The sequence below is a fragment of the Planomicrobium stackebrandtii genome (assembly GCF_030814955.1).
In the GTDB taxonomy this organism is placed as follows: domain Bacteria; phylum Bacillota; class Bacilli; order Bacillales_A; family Planococcaceae; genus Planococcus; species Planococcus stackebrandtii.
The window spans coordinates 50,043-69,865 of the sequence record NZ_JAUSWB010000002.1 but is presented as its reverse complement, the minus strand read 5'-3'; the positions used below and the strand labels follow the sequence as shown (position 1 = coordinate 69,865).

The window sequence follows — 19,823 nt, the reverse complement described above, 5'->3', positions numbered from 1 at the left end:
TTTCTTTATTGATCCATCAGGCTTACTGAGACTTTGACATCCAATGATTGGCTGCCGCCTCGGTAAACGCCCTGCACTGGGCTGACATCGTTATAATCACGCCCCACACCAACACGGATGTGATTTTCCAGCGCCTCTACATTGTTCGTCGGATCCAAACCGACCCAACCAATACCCGGAACCATCACTTCCACCCAAGCATGGCTTGCAGCATCCCCGACCAGCGCCGAATTTTCACCGACGTATAAGTAGCCGCTGACGTAACGGGCCGGAATATATTTGCTGCGAAGAATGCCCAGCATCACATGCGTAATATCCTGGCAAACCCCTTTTCTCAAGTCAAAAGATTCCTGTGCTTTTGTATCGACGGTCGTTGATTCGCCATCATAGGTAAAATGTTGATGAATATGCTCCATTACGTCAATCGCGTACTGCACCGGATTTTTCATGATTCCGAGCTCCCGATCTACCTGGCTCATCTGCTCTATTGTTAAATACGTATACGCCGTATTGCTTAGAAATGCCAAATAATGTTCTCTGAATAATTGCGAATGAAAAATGGCACTCATTTCAGGTGAGTAGTCAATGCGATGGATAAATGGACTTTTTTGTATACTGACAATTGATGTAGTTTTGACTTCCAGATGTTGATGATGCTCTGCGATGAAAAATGTTTCAACGTGGTTGCCCCAAATATCAATATGTTCCTTGGTCAGAGAAGCCGGTGTGATGTCAGCACGATAAGATAATAGCCGCTGGCATTCATCGGTTCTTGGTTTTAAGCGAATCGAGTTCATGCTCTGGTCGACAATGGTTTCGTACTGAAAGACATTGGTATGCTCAACTTTATATTTCATAGAAGTTATTCCTTTCGCGCCCATGCTCTGTGATTGGCTGGACTCCCTCGGTTTAGTCTCGGAATCGCTTAAATAGTAGGTTTTCGAAAAAATTTCTCCGACTTCATTGCAGCCATTTTGAAAATCATTGAGAAAATCCATGATTTCATCAGAATTCAACTCAACTATGCTGATTTCTTCAAATTCTTCCTGCAGCTGGTCTAATTTTGCATAAAGTTCCCAGGAATAATGAGAAATTTTTCCTCCCTCAAGTTCATCGATCGCTTTGCGGACATGCGTCAGGCAATAGCGGATCGACCGGGGAAAGTTTGTATTGGCAATCAGGAAAGTCAGAACTTTCTTGGGATCCATTTGAGGCGGATTCATTTTTAAATACGCATTGTAGCCATTCGTCATCCGCAATGCGGCCAGCCAGTAGTAATAATCTTCGGACTGGGCTTCGAGCACCCGCTCCCGTGTCCGCTCACATACCACGTTCAAAACCCGCGCTGTTTTTTCTGCACGCTCCAGCCATTTTGCAATTTTAATAATTTGATATGGCACACCCCTAGGCATTGCAGATTCAACAATTCCCTGAGTGATCAGTGAGGTTAGCTTCACCTGCTCAAGAAATTGGCGCATTTCCTTGACGGTGCAGCTTTGCTGATCCATCTCCTTCAAAGCCAAATAGCAGTCATTCCATGCTTCCCAATAGTCATCCGGAATATGATCCCGGCTGATTCTGGCATTTTCACGAACAATTCTTACACAACGTGCTACAGAATTAAAATTAGTTTCTTCCATCGCCAAATAATGGACCAGCTGGTCTTCCTGATAGCTCGGCAAGGATTTGATGTGCTCCATCGTTTCAGTCGAAGCACAGATTTCATAAATCAGCTTCCAATCACTGTCCCGAATCAGCTCTTCGTCTGCAGCTTCGATCATCTGCAGCAGCTGCACATCTAAAATGCGGGCATTGTTTTCCGCTCTTTCAACGTTTCTTGACATCCAGTACAATGAATTCGCTACGCGGCTCAGCATCAGGCGTCCCCCTCTTCTTCCCGTTTTTTAAACACCCATGTATCTTTCCCGCCGCCCCCCTGTGAAGAATTCACAACTAGTGAACCTTCTTTTAAGGCTACGCGGGAAAGTCCGCCCGGCATGACGTGCGTATCCACTCCACGAACCACAAAGACCCTTAAATCGACATGGCAGGGATAAAATTCTTCTCCTTGATAGGCGGGAGCTCTGGATAACTTAATGGTAGGCTGTGCAATATACTGATGAGGGGTCTCAATGATTTTTTCGCGGAATTCCTCAATCAATTCTTCAGAAGCATGCGGCCCTACAAGCATATCGTATCCACCTGAAGCCCCAACATTTTTAACCACCAATTCATTCAAGTGATCGAGTACCCATTCCCTCTCTTCTGGATTATCCAAAAGATACGTTTTTACATTATCAATAATTGGTTCTTCGCCGAGGTAATACCGGATCATGTCTGGAACATAAGCGTAAATGGCTTTATCGTCTGCTACTCCGTTGCCGATGCCATTTAAAATTGCCACGTTGCCTTTTCTATAGGCAACCAGCAGGCCAGGAACGCCAAGTGCCGATTCAGCCAGAAATGCTTCAGGATCCAAATAGTCATCGTCAATTCGGCGGTAGATGATATCCACACGCTTTAATCCCCGGATGGATTTCATATAGACAATGTTCTTTTTGACAATCAGATCTCTTCCTTCGACCAAGTCAATCCCCATTTGCTGTGCCAAAAACACGTGGTCATAATAAGCGGAATTGTACATTCCCGGTGTTAGTAGGACTGCGAATGCCTTTTCTTTTCTTGACTCTGGTGCATGATCCAATATGGCTTGATGCAAATGGGATAGTTGATGCTCGAGGGTATGAACCGATTGGCTGGCAAAAAACTCGGGGTAAACCTGGCGCATGACATAGCGATTTTGATAAACGTAGGACAATCCGGATGGATTGCGCAAATTATCTTCGAGTACATGATATTTTCCGTTTTCGTCGCGAATCAAATCAATTCCCGCTAAAAAGATATGGTTCTTCAACGGAATATCGATGCCTTTCACTTGCTCTTCGTAATAATATGGGTTTTCTTCGACTAACCGCCTTGGGACAATTCCGTCCTGAAGAATGCGCTTTTCATGATATACATCTTCCAAAAATTGGTTAAGCGCTTCCGCCCGCTGTATCATCCCTTTTTCCACTACTTCCCATTCCTCAGAGGGAATGATGATAGGAATAAAGTCAAAAGGCATCGTTCTTTCCGTCCCAACATTATTATTGTAAACCGTGAACGTAATGCCCTGCCTTAAAAATGACAGCTGAGCTGTCTCATGCTTTTCTCTTAATTCTTCTTTTGAAAAGCTTTGAAGTACATCGAAAAACTTTCGATAATGCGATTTCGGTTTTCCTTGCGGCGTGAACATCTCATCAAAAAATGCTCCTGTTGAATAACTTTTAAACAAACGAGCAGCCCCTTCCATACGTAGAATATTCAGATAAAAAATGAATTAAGAAAAGCTATGCCGCTTCTACAAACGCGCATAGCTTATCTTAATTCTATTATACCTAAATTATTTTCCGAATGTTGAATCATTTGAAGATGAGCTGTCTTTTTCAGATGATTTGTCCGATAAATCTTTTTTTAGAGAATCTGTATATTCTGTGCTGCTTCCCAATGGTTTGCCTGCATTGGAAGAAGAACTTCCTGTTGAATCATCCTTGTTCGAAGAATTATCTGATGCATCTTTTTTCAAAGATTCGGTATACGCTGTGCTGCCGCCATAAACTCCGCCTGTTGGCTTGTTAGTACTAGGGGAAACACTGCTTGTACTCGATTTATCTGTCGTTGAACTGCTGCTCTTGTCAGCATTTCCGCCAACATCATCCTGAAGTGTCTTATTGGCTTTGTCCAGCGCATCTTTCTCTTTGTTCATCATGTCTTGCTGTGCATCTATTGCCGTTTTTACTTTTTCAACGGCTTTGTTGACAGTCGGTTTCACTTTATCGACCATACCGCCTGATTGTTCATTTAGGCGATCAAGCCCTTTTTTTATGTTTGCCTTGATATCTTCTTTGCTGGTTTGAGAAGTTCCGCCTGTTTCTGTTTTCTTCTGCGTCATTGCTGCACCGATTACGGCACCAAGACCGATCAATACAAGTTTGCCGAACATACCGCCTGATGAATTTCTAGCCATATAGATCTCTCCTCCTTGTTTGTATAAATCATTGTGTATAAAGTATTGACTAAATTTCATTTTTTTAAACATTTCAAACAAAATAAAAGACACCTCAAAATATCCGGGGTGCCAAGGGCAAAATATTTATGTACTTAGGTAGTTAGCTTTCCTTCTTCTTTTAAAACCTGCTCAAATGCTTTAACTACGTCCTCATCGTATTGCTCTCCCACTAGACTGTTAAGTTCAGCCATTGCATACTCAGCGGAAAAGGCAGACCGGTAAGCTCTGTCTTCAGTCATCGCATCGAATGTATCACATACCCCAATAATTTTTGCTTCTATCAGTATTTCATCGCCCTTAAGGCCAAACGGATAACCTCTGCCATTAACACGCTCATGATGTTGTTCAACGATGTCTGCTAAATCAGCATATGCTGTTTCCCTAATCATTTTTGCACCATCACCTGGATGTTTCTTTACCACTTCAAATTCTTCATTGGTTAGTTTGCTAGGCTTTTTCAAAACTTCTTCTGGAATATTGATTTTGCCAATATCATGAAGAATTGAGGCAAGGAACAAATTTTCTATCTGCTCTTTCCCTAATTTCATCTTAGCTGAAGTCTTCACTGCGTAGTTAGCTACTCTTGAGCTGTGGTTAAAAGTATATCGATCTTTTTTCTCGACAGCCATTCCAATTTTTCTTAACTCGCTAATCATATTACTTAAATAATGGAATACCGGGGTAGTAGAAACCGACAGGAAAGTCACGTCTTTTAAAACTGTAAAATGAATCGCACTCTCTAAATTTTTACACGAAAAAAAATCATTAGTACCTAACTTTAAAATGCCGCCATTAACTTCGGCTTCTACTTCACCAGCTAGTATATAGAAAAATTCTTGGGCATCTTTTTGATCTCCTGGAAAAAGCATGAAAGTGCTTCCTTGCTTAACAGTTTGTCTCATCAACTCTATTCCGCTGCCACGTCCTAAAAGATCTAACGTGGTCGAGCCGTTCTCCACTTTTTCAAGATGACCATTTTTTAGTATATCCAAGCCCTTCACATACACACTTCCTTTCCAAAAAAATATGAGAGCAGAGAAGAATCTCTCTACTCTCATACTACTCTAATTAAAGTTCTTTGAACAACATGTTTACCAGGCAATTACGACGATTGGATCAATTAATTCAGTGCGATCAGCAAACTCAATTGGGACAAGCTTGATAGCCACATCCAAACCGGCCTTCTCCGCTTTTTCAATGCCTTTAAGCGTCATTTTTTCAGTTTTCACTTTCAATTCGCTAATTAATTTATCAGATTGTTTTTCGTAATCTTTAGTGAGCTTAGCCAGTTTAGCTAGATCTTGATGTTTGGATTTTTGTTCCTGATACTTAGCATACATCTTCTCGGATTTGTCGACTGCTTTATTGATTTCTGCGTATATTTTATCGTTGGTTTTATTAACTTCAGTAATCGCTTTTGCAACTTCCGGTGTCATTTCATTTGTAATCTCGTAATCTATTGCTTCGTTATTGCTTTCCGCAAAAACACTCGTGCCCATTCCTAGTGCCATAACCAATGAAAATAGTACGGCGATTAAACTCTTTTTCAACATATGTATTCCCCCTATTTTAAATTTGGTAGCAGGGTCTGAAATTCTAAATTTTTATAAGTGAGGATGTATATCGTATCACCTAAATTTGACTTAAAATACCAGCTCTTACCTTCTATAGTATATACTCAGTAGGTCTTTTGCACAACTAGCTGTTGCATTATTTAGATAAAAGACACATTTTTTACATCAATATAATAAGCTGAAATCATTTAATTATCAGACTTCTTAGCCTTGAGGCAACTATTTTCTTTGGAGTAAAGCTTCCTGTTGAAATGTTTATCCTCTTCCTATAAAAATAGCTGCGGACAAACTGAATATCGAGTTTGTCCACAGCCTTTCTTAAAAGAGGTTGCTATTTATTTGTTATGGCAATACCGTAGTTCCCATGAGGAAACGATCGCATTCACGTGCAGCTTCGCGTCCTTCATTAATCGCCCAGACAATCAGGCTTTGGCCGCGGCGCACATCTCCCGCCGCAAAAACACCTTCAACACTGGTCGTATATTTGCCATATTCGGCTTTTACTCGTGAGTTCACTTCTGTTTCCAGTTCCAATTGCTGGATCAGATCCTGTTCTGGTCCGCTGAACCCAATGGCAATCAGTACCAAATCCGCTTTCCATACTTTTTCTGTACCTGGAATTTCTTCGCGAATCCGATTGCCGTTTTCATCGATCTTCAATTTCACATTTACAGTATGCACTTCTTTGATTTGTCCGCTTTCATCACCAACGAACTTCTTTGTCATAACTGCATAGGCTCTTGGATCCTCACCAAAAGTGGCAGCAGCTTCTTTATGGCCATATTCAATGCGGTGAACTTTCGGATATTGCGGCCACGGATTGCCTTTTTCGTCGCGAATCGCGCCTTTTTTATCGTAGACATCAAACTGCACAAGGCTTGCACAATCGTGGCGGACGGACGTTGCTAAGCAATCAGTTCCTGTGTCTCCGCCTCCGATGACGATAACGTTTTTGCCTTTTGCTGAAATGTATTGGCCATCTTCAAAATTTGAATCCAAAAGACTTTTCGTGCTGGCATGCAGAAAATCCATTGCAAAGTGAACGCCCTTCAAATCGCGGCCCTCTACGTCAATGTTGCGGTGAACAGTTGCCCCTGTACACATGACAACTGCATCAAAATCATCTTTCAGTTTTGAAGAAGGATAGTTTTTGCCTACTTCTACACTCGTGATGAAAGTGATGCCTTCCTGTTCAAGAATATTCACACGTCTTTGCACCATATCGTAAGACAGTTTCATTTCCGGAATTCCGTATGTCAGCAAGCCGCCCACGCGGTCGCTTTTTTCAAACACGGTTACCAAATGCCCTGCTTTGTTCAATTGAGCCGCTGCTGCAAGTCCGGCCGGTCCTGAACCGATTACAGCGACCTTTTTGCCAGTCCGTGATTTGGGCGGTTCCGGTACAACCCATCCCTCCGCAAAGCCACGTTCAATAATGGACCGCTCCACTGTACGGATAGCTACGGGCGGTTCATTGATACCAAGAACACAAGCTCCTTCACAAGGGGCTGGACAGGCAGTTCCAGTAAACTCAGGGAAATTATTCTTCAGATGCTCACGATGCAAAGCTTCCTTCCATTGTCCGCGGTAAACCAGATCATTCCATTCAGGGATAAGATGATTCACCGGGCAGCCAGTGGTCACATTGTCCAAATCCATTCCGGTATGGCATGTCGGCACTCCACAGTCCATACAGCGCGCACCTTGTTTTGCCACTTCTTCATTTGACAAAGGAATTGTATAGTCGTTCCAATCTTTTGTCCGTTCAGCCGGTTGGCGCTCTTTGACTGTTTGTCTGTCGTATTCCATAAATCCAGTTGGTTTGCCCATCTTTTCCCTCCTACTCACAGTTTCTCATGATGAATCCGCGGAGCTTTCGTTCGTTTGCGAAAGCCCGGGATTTTTATTTTGTCGAGTCTCCAGTGTCTTTTCGCTTTTCTTTGTCCAGACTCCAGTGCCTAGCTCTTCGGGATGTAAGCCACTCTGGCTGCACGCCTGAAAACACGCCGCTTCGCCAGATCGTCTTACACCTGTCAGAGCTACACGGGCACTTCCGCTTTTCTTTGTCCAGACTTCAGCGCCCAGCTCTTCGGGCGCTTTCGCTTTTCTACTTCCCGGCGCCAGCCATTTTGCTTTCTTCAAAAGCAGCCATTTCGGCTTCGGATTTCGCCATGCCGCTGCTTTGAAGCTTGCTGATGCGTTCGTTGATTTGCAGGTAAGCTTTCGGGATGACACGCACAAACTTGGCCGTGTAAATATCCCAATGCGCCAGGAGTCGAGTCCCTTTGGCACTGCTCGTGTAATGGACATGCTTCTTAATCATTTGACGCAATTCTTCGATTTCTGCTGGGTCGGCAAGCGGCTGTAAATGAACCATTTCCGCATTGCAGCGTTCACTGAATGTGCCTTCTTCATCCAGCACATACGCTACGCCGCCGGACATGCCGGCTGCAAAGTTTTTGCCGGTTTGTCCGAGAATCGCTACCCGGCCGCCTGTCATGTATTCGCAGCCGTGGTCGCCCACACCTTCAACGACAATTTTTGCTCCACTGTTTCTGACTGCAAAACGCTCGCCAGCCACACCGTATATATAAGCTTCACCGGCAGATGCACCGTAGAACGACACATTTCCGATAATAATGTTGTTTTCAGGCAGGAATGTTGAATCCAATGCCGGGTAAACCGTAATTTTCCCGCCCGACAAGCCTTTGCCGACAAAGTCATTGGCATCGCCGATCAAGTTCATCGACATCCCTTTTGGAATAAATGCCCCGAAGCTTTGTCCGGCAGACCCTTGGAAGTTCAAGTTGACCGTGTCATCAGGCAAGCCTTCCGCACCATAGCGTTTCGAAATGGCGCTGCCCACAATTGTTCCCGTGGCTCTATGGATATTGCGTATTGCTGTCGCGACTTCAACTCGTTCACCCGTTTCAATCGCATTTCGGCAACGTGGCAATAACTCTTGATGATCCAAAGTCTTTTCCAATTCATGATTTTGTTTGATGGTTGCGTAACGCCCAACTTTTTCAGGAAGGTCCGGCTGATACAGCAATGCACTCAAGTCAATGCCCCCTGCTTTCCAGTGATTCACTGCCTTATTGGCTTCGATGACATCGGTCCGGCCAATCATCTCATCAATTGTACGGAAGCCGAGCTCTGCCATTAGCTCGCGCGTTTCTCGTGCGATAAAGCGCATGAAGTTCGCGACATGCTCCGGATCTCCGCCGTATTTTTCACGCAGCTCCGGGTTTTGGGTAGCAATGCCGACAGGGCACGTATCCAGATGGCAAACGCGCATCATGATACAGCCAAGTACAACAAGAGGGGCAGTTGAAAATCCAAATTCTTCAGCACCTAAAAGAGCTGCTGTCACGACATCGCGTCCAGTCATCATTTTACCATCTGTTTCAACAACAATCCGATCACGTAAACCATTCAGCAAAAGCGTCTGATGCGTTTCGGCCAAGCCGATTTCCCACGGCAGACCGGTGTGCTTCAAGCTTGTTTTCGGTGCTGCGCCCGTTCCTCCATCATAGCCGCTGATCAGTACGACATCTGCACGGCCTTTTGCAACGCCGGCAGCAATTGTACCGACACCCACAGCAGATACTAATTTAACGCTGATGCGTGCATCCGGGTTTGCATTTTTCAAGTTGAAAATCAATTCAGCTAAATCCTCGATCGAATAGATATCGTGATGCGGAGGCGGTGAAATCAATTCAACACCTGGAGTCGAACCGCGGACTTCTGCAATCCAAGGATAAACTTTCTTTCCTGGCAAGTGGCCGCCTTCTCCGGGTTTTGCTCCCTGCGCCACTTTAATTTGGATTTCATCGGCATTCACCAGGTAATGGCTGGTTACACCAAAACGTCCGGATGCCACCTGTTTGATGGAACTGCGGCGATTATCGCCATTTTCGTCAGTAATAAAGCGGGAAATTTCTTCTCCACCTTCTCCGGAGTTGCTTCGTCCGCCGATGCGGTTCATCGCAACCGCAAGAGCTTCGTGCGCTTCTTTACTGATAGAACCGTAAGACATGGCACCTGTTTTAAAACGTGCGCAAATTTCCTCGATCGTTTCTACTTCATCAATTGGCACCGGTGTCTGTTTCTTAAAGGACATCAAACCGCGCAGTGATTGAAGATTCGCTTTTTCATCAGTCAAAAGATTGGTGTATTTTTTGAAAACATCATAATTATTGGTCCGGCATGCATGCTGGAGCGTATGAATCGTTTTCGGATTATACTGATGGTTTTCACCATTTTCACGGTATTGGAACTCATCACCCGAATCCAGCGCCTGATCGTCTCCCTGAGCAGCCGGGTAAGCTGCCGCATGGCGCATAAGTACTTCTTTGGCAATGATATCAAGGCCAATTCCGCCAAGGCGTGAGGAAGTACGTGTAAAATATTTATCGATTACATCCATATGAATGCCGACCGCTTCAAAAATTTGTGCACCTCGATAACTTTGGATAGTTGAAATACCCATTTTAGATAGCACTTTGATGATGCCATCTGTAACAGCTTTTACATAGGTTTGTTCCGCTTCTTCAAAACTCATATTTGGAATATCTTCAATTTCAACCAGATCCTTAATTGTATCAAAAGCCAAATAAGGGTTGATGCCTTCTGCTCCATAGCCAAGCAAGGCCGCAAAATGATGGACTTCGCGAGGTTCTGCAGACTCCAGCAAAATACTCATTTGTGTACGGGTTCCTTGGCGAATCAAATGATGGTGAAGGCCAGAAACGGCAAGAAGTGCAGGAATTGCTGCATACTCTTCATTTACACCGCGGTCAGATAAAATCAGCAGGGTGGCACCGTCTTTAAGCGCCTGATCTGCTTCTTTGAAAACGGATTCCAGCTTTTGTTCCATTGCTTCCGTGCCGTCATTTTTTGAAAACAGAATGGAAATTGTCTCAGCTTTAAAATCCGCAATATTTTGCTGGCGCAGCTTTTCAAGTTCCGCAGCGGTCAAAACCGGAGTTTCCAACCGAATGTGGCGGGCACTTTCAGGGCTTGGCTGAACCAGGTTTCCTTCTGCACCGATAGTAGTCCTTGCAGCTGTAATAATATGCTCACGGATCGCGTCTATCGGTGGATTTGTTACTTGAGCAAACAGTTGCTTAAAGTAATTGTAAAGAAGCTGTGGTTTTTTCGATAAAACAGCCAATGGTGAATCATAGCCCATTGAGCCAACAGGATCTTTACCGTCAGTTGCCAGCGGCTTGATGATTTTTTGGACTTCTTCCATCGTGTAGCCGAAAGCCAACTGACGCTTGATCAACGGTTGCGTATCGTCAGAGTTCGAAGGGTTCACCGGCTCTGGCAAATCTTCCAGGTCAAACATGTTTTTTTCGATAAAATCTTTGTAAGGCAGCTCTCCCGCAATCTGAAGCTTGATTTCTTCATCCGGGATGATTTTGCCTTCTTCCAAATCCACCAACAGCATTTTGCCTGGACGCAGACGATCTTTATAGATGATGTCATCTGCAAAAATATCCAATGCACCCACTTCTGAGCCCATTACGATCATGCCGCTCTTCGTCACATAATAACGCGCTGGACGAAGGCCATTTCGGTCAAGGCAAGCCGCAATCTGTTTGCCGTCAGTAAAGACCAGTGCAGCCGGCCCGTCCCATGGCTCCATAAGTGTACTGTGGTATTCATAGAAATCTCTTTTCTCCTGTTTGATGGTCGGATCATTGACCCATGGTTCCGGGACCATCATCATTGCTGTATGTGCAAGCGATCTTCCAGACAAATGCAAAAATTCAAAGCAGTTATCGAACATAGACGAGTCACTGCCCGATTCATCGATGACAGGAAGGACTTTTTGAAGGTCTTCTTCATTGAATGCCGGGGACGTACACAGCATCTGGCGGGCACGCATCCAATTGACATTGCCTCGCAGGGTATTGAATTCGCCGTTGTGGATTGAGTAGCGGTTAGGGTGTGAACGCTGCCAGCTCGGGAAGGTATTCGTGCTGAAACGTGAGTGGACAAGTGCTAATGCCGACTTAAATTCCGGATGGTTGAGGTCAATATAAAACGAATCCAGCTGTTCCGGGATAAGCATGCCTTTATAGACAATCGTCCCTGCTGAAAGACTACTGAAATAGACGTCTTTAAAATCTTCTTTGCCAACCATTGCCTGTTCGATTCGCTTGCGGATAATATACAACCGACGCTCAAGATCCATTCGGTTTTCTAAACCGTGAGCAGCTCCAACGAATACCTGGCGGATAACGGGTTTTGTTTTTGATGCGACTTTCCCGACAAATGAATCATTTACTGGAACTGGACGCCATCCAAGGCAGATTTGCCCTTCTTCCTGAATGATCTGTTGAATCATTTCTTTTGTCTTCATTCGAAGATCATAATCCTGGGGCATGAATAACATACCAATGCCGTACTTTCCTTCTTCCGGCAATGTGATACCTTCTTTTTCGCATTGTTTAAGGAAAAAACGATGGGGTATTTGGGTTAAGATCCCAGCACCATCTCCTGTGCTTGTATCAGACGACTGTCCGCCGCGATGTTCCAGGTTACACAATATATTTATAGCATTTTGAACGATAGCATGTGATTTTTGTCCATTAATATTGGCGATCATACCTATTCCGCACGCCTCATGCTCTTGATCTGGATGATAAAGTCCTTGTGGGATTGGATATTCCTTCTTGCTCATCAAACCGCCTCCTTCATTACACTCTTGTGTCATAATATTTTGATAGTATATCATAAGTCTGAATATATATACAATTACTCTGAGTAAAAAAACGTTTATTCTAAGGCCAAAATCCTACGCTTCGTTGAAAACGCTTCCATAATTTGCAGGATACATTCTATTTTTTATAAGAATTAACTGCATAATTATACAAGTCTGACAATTTTAAAATAAAAAAACCCCGATTTAACCGGAGTTTTCCTGCTTATATTTATTCAGTTATTTATGTCGCCAAAAGAACGGATAGCCTGCAAAAAGGCTTCACCATACTTTTCGAGCTTGTTCGCACCAACGCCATTAACTTCTAAAAACTCTTCATCATTTTTGGGCTTTCGCGCTACCATATCCTGCAATGACTTATCAGAGAAAATAACGAATGGCGGTACCCCAGCTTCGTCAGCCAGACTTTTTCGAACTACGCGCAACTCTTCGAACAAAGGATCGTTTGAAGCAATCTGCTTTGTGGCAACCGCACCTTTTCTCAGCACTTTTCGCTTGCCCAGCAATACATCTCTTCCGCCATCAGGTACATAGATAGTCGGAAACGAACCTTGTTCCACCGCCAGTAGCTCCTGGGAAATCATAAACTCAATCAAATTTGAAACTTCTTTGGCATTTTGATGCTTTAAAATCCCGTAAGTAGAAAGTTTATCAAAACCAAAGTCCAGCACCTTTTTATTGCGTGAACCAGTCAGCACCTGAGCCGTCATCGCCTTTCCAAATTTTTGTCCCATTCGGATCACGCAAGACAGGACCATTTGAACGTCTTTTGTCACATCCATACTTTCCCGGTCGTCCAAACAATTTCCGCAATGGCCGCATTTTTCAGCTGCAGTATCCCCAAAATAATGAATGATAAATTGCTGCAGACAACTTTCAGTATGGCAATAATCAACCATTCCCTGAAGTTTCACCAATTCTCCCGGAATGCGGCTTGGGTCTTGCGCTTGGTCAATTAAAAAGCGCTGCGTCTGGACATCCTGGGATGCATACAGCACGATGCATTCACTCGGTAAACCATCCCGCCCTGCACGCCCCGCTTCCTGATAATAGCTCTCCATGTTTTTCGGCACTTGATAATGGATAACAAAGCGGATATTGGATTTGTCGATGCCCATACCAAATGCGTTGGTAGCAACCATGACCGTTACTTCGTCATTCAAAAAACGCTCTTGGCCGACTTTCCTCTCCTGATCCGGCATTCCGGCATGGTACTTCGCTGCTTTGATGCCTTTTTTTATCAGCATCTCGTAAACCGAATCTACCGTTTTGCGCGTAGCAGCGTAGATGATCCCCGCTTCCTTGTCGTTTTTTGCTACATATTCCTTTACAAACCGTTCCCGGTCCTGTCCACGTATGACAGAAAACGTCAAATTAGCGCGTTCAAATCCGGTCATGATAGTATGCTGTTCTTCAATATTTAAAATCCGGCAAATGTCTTCCCGCACTTGAGGCGTAGCTGTTGCCGTTAAAGCAAGCACTGTCGGATTATTGGGAAACAACTCTGTCATGCGGCTGATCAACCGGTAGCTCGGTCGGAAATCATGGCCCCACTGAGAGATACAATGAGCTTCATCGACTGCAATAAGCGGAACGTGGACTCCCTGCAGTTCATTCAGGAACATTTCCGAATCCAATCGCTCTGGAGCAATGTACAGCAACTTGATGGCCCCACGCTGAACGTCAATCAATGTTTCCCGAACTTCATCAAAACCAAGCGAACTGTTTATATAAGCAGCCGGAATGCCGGCAGCCAACAGGGCATCCACTTGGTCTTTCATCAATGAAATCAAGGGCGACACCACAATCGTAGTCCCTTCCATAACAAGTGCAGGGATTTGATAACACATGGACTTGCCTCCGCCGGTCGGCATGACGCAAATCGAATTATGTCCTTCAAACACCTGCGTAATAGCTTGTTCCTGCCCAATCCGAAAAGACTCGTAGCCAAAATGGGATTGCAGTAATTTTTTTGCGCTTTCCAACAAAATAAAACACTCCTAATACTCGTATCGTATGAGTTAGCTTACCACATTTTTGACCCTTTTTCCCCGATTAAATGCCAACAAAAAACTCCTGTAAAAACATAAAGAAACCGCCTTTCAAGCTTTCGCTTCCAAGGCGGTTCCCCTACTCTCCTCACTTTTCAATTAAAGGGAAAGGATGGCTGTTTCCTGCACATTTTCTCATGCGTTAATTACTTATAATGAAAGAAACAATTGTTAAATTTCTAAATCCCATCGCTTCGCTTCTTCTTCTTTCATTTGCTTTTCAGTTTCTTCAGGAAAGGCGGTACGGAATTTATGCGTATCAAGAGGAATGATTTCCACCATCTTCGTAATCATCTCAGCAGGATCGTATTGATTTTCCAAAGCTTGATCGGCCTCTTCCATATCTTCTTTCCGCGTAAAGTGAATGGCTTCATCGTACCATTTCCATTTCGCTTCTGCGCTCCGGTCATTAAAGCCGGTCGCGAATGCTCCTGGATTGATAGTTGCGACTTGTACTCCATGACCTTCCAGTTCCTTTTGCATCGTCGTCGCAATCGCTTCGATTGCATGTTTAGTCGCAGTATATGGCCCAACATATGGTGTTGCCATAATCCCTGCCATTGAAGACATGAAAATAATTTTTCCTTTACCTTTATCCACAAATTTACGCGCAGCAATCTGTGCAGTCTCCAAAGTGCTGAAGACGTTGACTTCGAATAATTCCCTGAAATTTTGCATTGGTACTTCCGATAGCGGGCCACCTTCATTGACCGCGGCGTTAGCAACAAAAATGTCGAAATCGTAATCGAGCATTTGCGCTAGATCCTGAGGGTTTTTGATATCCATTTTAAATACATCCAAATCCAGGCCTTTTAATTTCGCTTCCTCACGCAATGCCGTCACTTGCGGAGCCGTTTCCACCGGGGCAATTACTTTGTGGCCCTGTGCCGCAAGGCCAAATGCTGCCCCTTTAGCCAGTCCGCTTCCTGCTCCTGTAATAAAAATCGTTTTGCCCATTTGTTTTAGCCTCCTATTAATCAATTTGCTATAACCCGTGTCTTCCCGTCAGATTCTGAAGTAAAACGCACTTAAACCATTCTCTGTTTTCCCTTGATTTTTTTTAAACGAAAAAATGCTCAATCCCTCGAACAGGATTGAGCATTTCTATCGGGCTTTTATTAAGCAATCAGGAAGTCGCGACTCCATAACTGCCCATACGGCGTTTAACCTGGATAAAAGAAGCAGCTTCAGCAATTTCATGCTGATTAAGCGGCTGATCGTCCAGCATTAAGTTGTAATCGTTTAAGAAACTGGTATTTTGAAGATCCACATTAATTGTCCGTTCGTTGCGATCCAACAAACTGTCGACCGATATCTCAAAATAATCGGCAAGTCTTTCGAGATGCACTACAGAAACTTGTTTCTTCCCACTTTCATAAGCCCAGACCGTACTTTTTGCAAAGCCGATTTCTTCTGCCAACTCTTCAGTAGATAGTCCTTTAGCTTCTCTTAAGTCCTTGATTCGTTTGCTTAACTGTTTCATTTTATACTCCTGCTCCCTAATTAATATTCTAACTATTTTAAATATACTGCACCTTGCGCTTTTTCACAATCTTTTTTGGATAATTCTTTAAAAAAGTGTGAATAATTAGTGAACACTAACTAAAGGTTACTAAATATGGTAATTTAATAGGATATTATATTTACTTAAATTACCATATTGAAGAGTATTTCAATTAGCAGGTAAATAGACACTTTAAAGATTATTTCCTTCCGCCATGCCACATCACCCACAAAAAAAGTAATTAATAATACAAATTTGAATTATAAAATTATTCTAATAAAACTTAATTTGTTAAAAATTTATAGAAGTTCAAATTTACAAGTGAATAAACGCTTTATTTATAGTCGATAAAATAATTTTGATTTTTTTAACTAAAAAAAGTATTATGTTAGAATAAACAATTGGAGGTTAGTTTAATGTCTGAAAAGTATTCTCGACAAGAGATTGTCAATAGTGTTCCTCAAAAAGGCTTTTTTGGCCACCCGAAAGGACTTTTCACCCTATTCTTCACTGAATTCTGGGAGCGCTTCTCCTATTATGGGATGAGAGCCATTCTGGTCTTTTATATGTACTATGAAATTTCCGAAGGCGGTCTTGGCCTTGATCAAACGACTGCGTTATCCATCATGTCAATTTACGGTTCACTCGTTTATATGTCTGGGATCATTGGCGGCTGGTTAGCTGACCGGATTTTTGGCACTTCAAAGGCTGTTTTTTATGGAGGAATTCTTATTATGCTTGGGCACATCGCTCTTGCGATTCCAGGCAGCCTTGCTTTATTCTTTGTTTCCATGGTTTTGATCGTCCTTGGTACCGGTTTGTTGAAACCGAATGTATCCAGTGTTGTCGGTGAAATTTACGAGGAAAATGATGACCGCCGCGACGCCGGTTTCAGTATTTTCTATATGGGAATCAACATGGGCGGATTCCTTGCCCCGTTGCTCGTTGGTACTGTCGGCATGAACATCAGCTTTCATTTAGGCTTCAGCATTGCGGCAGTCGGCATGTTCCTAGGTTTGGTGATCTTTGTAGCTACAAAGAAGAAAAATCTCGGATTGGCAGGAACTGTCGTGCCAAATCCCTTATTGCCTTCTGAACGCAAGACCACCGTTAAAATCTTTACTATCGGTGCCTTGATCATCGCTGCGGCAATAGCCATCGGCATTCCAACAGGATTGCTGACTTTTGACAGCTTTGTAGCGATTGTCGGTATTTTTGGTATTTTGATTCCTGTCGCTTATTTCACAGTGATGTATCGCAGCAAAAAAACAACGGAAGTAGAACGCTCGCACCTGTTGGCATACATTCCATTATTCATAGCTTCGGTCATGTTCTGGGCTATTCAGGAGCAGGGTTCAACCATTCTTGCGGCATACGCGGATACACGTACAAATCTTGAATTTGCAGGAATCACCATTTCTCCTGCCTGGTTCCAATCTCTGAATCCATTGTTCATCATCATGCTTGCTCCAGTATTTGCTTGGCTATGGGTTAAACTGGGAAGCAGACAACCGTCTATTCCACAAAAATTCTCTCTAGGATTGCTGTTTGCCGGTCTATCTTTCCTGGTTATCCTATTGCCAGCTTATTTTGGCGGTCCTGCGGCACTGGTCAATCCACTTTGGCTCGTTCTTAGTTATTTCATCGTGGTGCTTGGCGAACTTTGCCTGTCTCCAGTCGGGTTATCAGCGACAACCAAATTGGCGCCTGCCGCCTTCTCTGCTCAAACAATGAGCCTATGGTTCTTATCCAACGCTGCGGCTCAAGCCATCAATGCCCAATTGGTCAAGTTCTACACAGTTGAAAATGAAATGATGTACTTCGGAATTATCGGAGGCGCATCTATCGTCCTTAGTATCCTGCTATTCATCTTCGCACCACGCATCCAAAGCTTTATGAAAGGTGTAAGGTAACAAGAAAAGCGGAAGCGCCCGTGTAGATTCAACCGGCATAAGACAGATCGACGAAGCGGCGCTCTTTGCCGCACAGTCGGGGTGGCTTATGACCCTAGAATCTGGGCGCTGGAGCTGGACAACAAGAAAAGCAGAAGCTGCCGTGTAGCCCCGAAAAGCGCTGGAAGCCTTTTCGGTAATGGCGTCCTTCAGCCATTGACGGTAAGGCTGAAGCGACTCGAGGGGCTGGCAGCTGGAGCTGGACAACAAGAAAAGCGCAAGCTGCCGTGTAGATTCGACGGGCATAAGACGCTCTGGCGAAGCGGCGTTTCTTCAGCCGCATAGCCAGAGTGGATTATGACCCTAGAATCTGGCAGCTGGAGTCTGGACAATGAAAAGCGCAAGCGCCCGTGTACTCTCAAACTCAAAAACATACTAAAAATATGCTCTAATTAAAAAATGCACGACAGTGGAAACTGTCGGGCATTTTTTCATGTTTCTTCTATAATACTAGTTGTTTTCGACGATCATTCCCATTTGCCGCGCAAAAGCGATTGCTTGATCGGGTGAAACCTTGCACCCTTGAAGCTTTTCAATGGATACTTGGATGCTGTCAAAAGTATTTGTGCTTAAGTCGATGCCTTTCAGACTGGTTTCCGTGAAATTGATATCATTCATTTCACACATCAGAAATTCACTGGTCTTCAGTTCCATCTGGTAAAAGTCTGCAAAACGTAGAGAAGAAGAAACAAAACTAACCGTGTTGCATAAAGAAAAACCGAAAGTTGCATAATTCATGACACATTCATCAAACAGAGTGTGCCGAATTCCTGCCTCGGCAAAATTAGTGCCAAGCAATTTGGAATTGCGGAATTCCGTCCGATGAAATACGGTGCGGCTCAAGTCCGCATTAGATAGATCGCAATTCAAAAAAATCACATCGACAAATTCGGAACGCGGCCAAACCGTTTCAAGAAAATTAACGTTTTCAAAAATTACCTTATCAATATGAAGGGCTTCTGCCGTGCTAAAATCAATGGTTTCCTGCGAAATTTTGCAATTGCTTATGTAATTATCATCTATCGCCTCAATAAAAGACTGCGTTTCCAGTTCTTTTGGGATTAGCGGCTCCAACCTTTTGGCTTTCTTCATGACTTCCCGATTCGCCTCCTGAATCAACAAAAGGCTGCATCGATGGCGAGGCAGCCTTTTGATGTTGATACTTATTTTTTCACTAATTCTTTCCCTAAACACTCATCTATAATTTCAGGCAAGTCAATCCGGTCTTCCGTCACTTCAACTTGATAAACTTTATTGTCCTGCATGAACTTAAAGATGCCATTGTCAAAGTCAGTGCCGATTTCTTTAAAGAAAATCCCTTCAAGCTGGCAGTTTTTCGATTGGGTAAAGTTGATTTTATAGCTGTCTTCATCTTTCACCAAATAACAGCGTACACCTTTTTCAAACTCGTCCCCTTCAACGCCTTTCACCGTGCGTGCCAGTGAAACGACGTGAAGATCCACTAATGGAATTTCGCGCAGCAGCATATTTAGGAATGACCCTTTGGTAATTTCTTCCCATCTGCTTCTTGCAGTCTGCCCAATAATAATTTGTGTGATATTAAATTCATGAGACACTTCCGCAATCACTTTTGCAGAGGGGCGCTTTTCATTGTCACGAACAATAAACTCTTCGGCTTCATATTCTTCTGCAAGTTCTCTCCACCGTTCAATATAGGCTGCTTTTTCAGCATCAAACTCACCAACGGACTTCTGATCCACCGTTAAAATATACAATGGACAATCCAACATGGTAGCGAGTTTATTACCCCGATTGATCAACCGCTCACCATTCGGCCCGTAAAAAACACATACCAGGATGCTTTCATCCATTCGTCCTCTAATCTTTTTCATTTATGTTCACCCCCCTGTAATATAATTCATATCCTGACATTCAAAACT

Annotated in this window: 13 protein-coding genes; 1 reads left to right on the top strand and 12 read right to left on the bottom strand. The window is 43.6% G+C overall.

The window, feature by feature from the left end; all coding sequences use genetic code 11:
* Positions 1 to 5: 5 nt before the first annotated feature.
* From QOZ98_RS03860 to QOZ98_RS03815, 10 genes are all read right to left on the bottom strand, one after another.
* On the bottom strand, positions 6 to 1,877 hold the full coding sequence (locus QOZ98_RS03860) for an alpha-E domain-containing protein (protein WP_308786191.1): 1,872 nt from the start codon (positions 1,875 to 1,877) through the stop codon (positions 6 to 8).
* Positions 1,877 to 3,334: a circularly permuted type 2 ATP-grasp protein gene (locus QOZ98_RS03855; protein WP_308786190.1), complete on the bottom strand. Its 1,458-nt coding sequence runs from the start codon at positions 3,332 to 3,334 to the stop codon at positions 1,877 to 1,879. The genes QOZ98_RS03860 and QOZ98_RS03855 overlap by 1 nt, the downstream gene beginning before the upstream one ends.
* Before the next feature lie 108 nt (positions 3,335 to 3,442).
* The gene (locus QOZ98_RS03850) at positions 3,443 to 4,066 is read right to left on the bottom strand and encodes a hypothetical protein (RefSeq protein WP_308786189.1); all 624 of its coding nucleotides are present in this window, start codon (positions 4,064 to 4,066) and stop codon (positions 3,443 to 3,445) included.
* A gap of 134 nt (positions 4,067 to 4,200) precedes the next feature.
* Positions 4,201 to 5,109: an HD-GYP domain-containing protein gene (locus QOZ98_RS03845; protein WP_308786188.1), complete on the bottom strand. Its 909-nt coding sequence runs from the start codon at positions 5,107 to 5,109 to the stop codon at positions 4,201 to 4,203.
* Between the two features lie 90 nt (positions 5,110 to 5,199).
* Complete coding sequence (locus tag QOZ98_RS03840; protein ID WP_308786187.1) at positions 5,200 to 5,661, bottom strand: hypothetical protein; 462 nt, start codon at positions 5,659 to 5,661, stop codon at positions 5,200 to 5,202.
* Between the two features lie 363 nt (positions 5,662 to 6,024).
* A complete protein-coding gene (locus QOZ98_RS03835; protein WP_308786186.1) occupies positions 6,025 to 7,512 on the bottom strand; it encodes a glutamate synthase subunit beta in 1,488 nt (495 codons plus the stop codon).
* A 277-nt stretch (positions 7,513 to 7,789) separates the two neighbouring features.
* On the bottom strand, positions 7,790 to 12,376 hold the full coding sequence (gene gltB / locus QOZ98_RS03830; protein WP_308786185.1) for a glutamate synthase large subunit: 4,587 nt from the start codon (positions 12,374 to 12,376) through the stop codon (positions 7,790 to 7,792).
* A 254-nt stretch (positions 12,377 to 12,630) separates the two neighbouring features.
* Complete coding sequence (gene recQ / locus QOZ98_RS03825) at positions 12,631 to 14,403, bottom strand: DNA helicase RecQ (RefSeq protein WP_308786184.1); 1,773 nt, start codon at positions 14,401 to 14,403, stop codon at positions 12,631 to 12,633.
* A 234-nt stretch (positions 14,404 to 14,637) separates the two neighbouring features.
* Positions 14,638 to 15,423: an SDR family oxidoreductase gene (locus QOZ98_RS03820; protein WP_308786183.1), complete on the bottom strand. Its 786-nt coding sequence runs from the start codon at positions 15,421 to 15,423 to the stop codon at positions 14,638 to 14,640.
* A 169-nt stretch (positions 15,424 to 15,592) separates the two neighbouring features.
* Positions 15,593 to 15,949 (bottom strand): helix-turn-helix domain-containing protein, encoded by a 357-nt coding sequence (locus QOZ98_RS03815; protein ID WP_142826790.1) that lies wholly within the window; start codon positions 15,947 to 15,949, stop codon positions 15,593 to 15,595.
* A 437-nt stretch (positions 15,950 to 16,386) separates the two neighbouring features.
* Here QOZ98_RS03815 and QOZ98_RS03810 point away from each other — a divergent pair, with 437 nt between their 5' ends.
* A complete protein-coding gene (locus tag QOZ98_RS03810; RefSeq protein WP_308786182.1) occupies positions 16,387 to 17,883 on the top strand; it encodes a peptide MFS transporter in 1,497 nt (498 codons plus the stop codon).
* A gap of 489 nt (positions 17,884 to 18,372) precedes the next feature.
* On the opposite strand, the gene QOZ98_RS03805 is transcribed toward QOZ98_RS03810, so the two are convergent.
* The gene (locus tag QOZ98_RS03805; RefSeq protein WP_308786181.1) at positions 18,373 to 19,014 is read right to left on the bottom strand and encodes a pentapeptide repeat-containing protein; all 642 of its coding nucleotides are present in this window, start codon (positions 19,012 to 19,014) and stop codon (positions 18,373 to 18,375) included.
* A 71-nt stretch (positions 19,015 to 19,085) separates the two neighbouring features.
* Positions 19,086 to 19,775: a universal stress protein gene (locus QOZ98_RS03800; RefSeq protein WP_308786180.1), complete on the bottom strand. Its 690-nt coding sequence runs from the start codon at positions 19,773 to 19,775 to the stop codon at positions 19,086 to 19,088.
* Between the last annotated feature and the right edge of the window lie 48 nt (positions 19,776 to 19,823).

What these genes read in the sequence shown, in the direction of transcription:
- QOZ98_RS03860 (WP_308786191.1), bottom strand. Translation starts at nt 1,877, where the DNA reads ATGCTGAGCCGCGTAGCGAATTCATTGTACTGGATGTCAAGAAACGTT.
- QOZ98_RS03850 (WP_308786189.1), bottom strand. Translation starts at nt 4,066, where the DNA reads ATGGCTAGAAATTCATCAGGCGGTATGTTCGGCAAACTTGTATTGATC.
- QOZ98_RS03840 (WP_308786187.1), bottom strand. Translation starts at nt 5,661, where the DNA reads ATGTTGAAAAAGAGTTTAATCGCCGTACTATTTTCATTGGTTATGGCA.
- QOZ98_RS03835 (WP_308786186.1), bottom strand. Translation starts at nt 7,512, where the DNA reads ATGGGCAAACCAACTGGATTTATGGAATACGACAGACAAACAGTCAAA.
- gltB (WP_308786185.1), bottom strand. Translation starts at nt 12,376, where the DNA reads ATGAGCAAGAAGGAATATCCAATCCCACAAGGACTTTATCATCCAGAT.
- QOZ98_RS03820 (WP_308786183.1), bottom strand. Translation starts at nt 15,423, where the DNA reads ATGGGCAAAACGATTTTTATTACAGGAGCAGGAAGCGGACTGGCTAAA.
- QOZ98_RS03815 (WP_142826790.1), bottom strand. Translation starts at nt 15,949, where the DNA reads ATGAAACAGTTAAGCAAACGAATCAAGGACTTAAGAGAAGCTAAAGGA.
- QOZ98_RS03810 (WP_308786182.1), top strand. Translation starts at nt 16,387, where the DNA reads ATGTCTGAAAAGTATTCTCGACAAGAGATTGTCAATAGTGTTCCTCAA.
- QOZ98_RS03805 (WP_308786181.1), bottom strand. Translation starts at nt 19,014, where the DNA reads ATGAAGAAAGCCAAAAGGTTGGAGCCGCTAATCCCAAAAGAACTGGAA.
- QOZ98_RS03800 (WP_308786180.1), bottom strand. Translation starts at nt 19,775, where the DNA reads ATGAAAAAGATTAGAGGACGAATGGATGAAAGCATCCTGGTATGTGTT.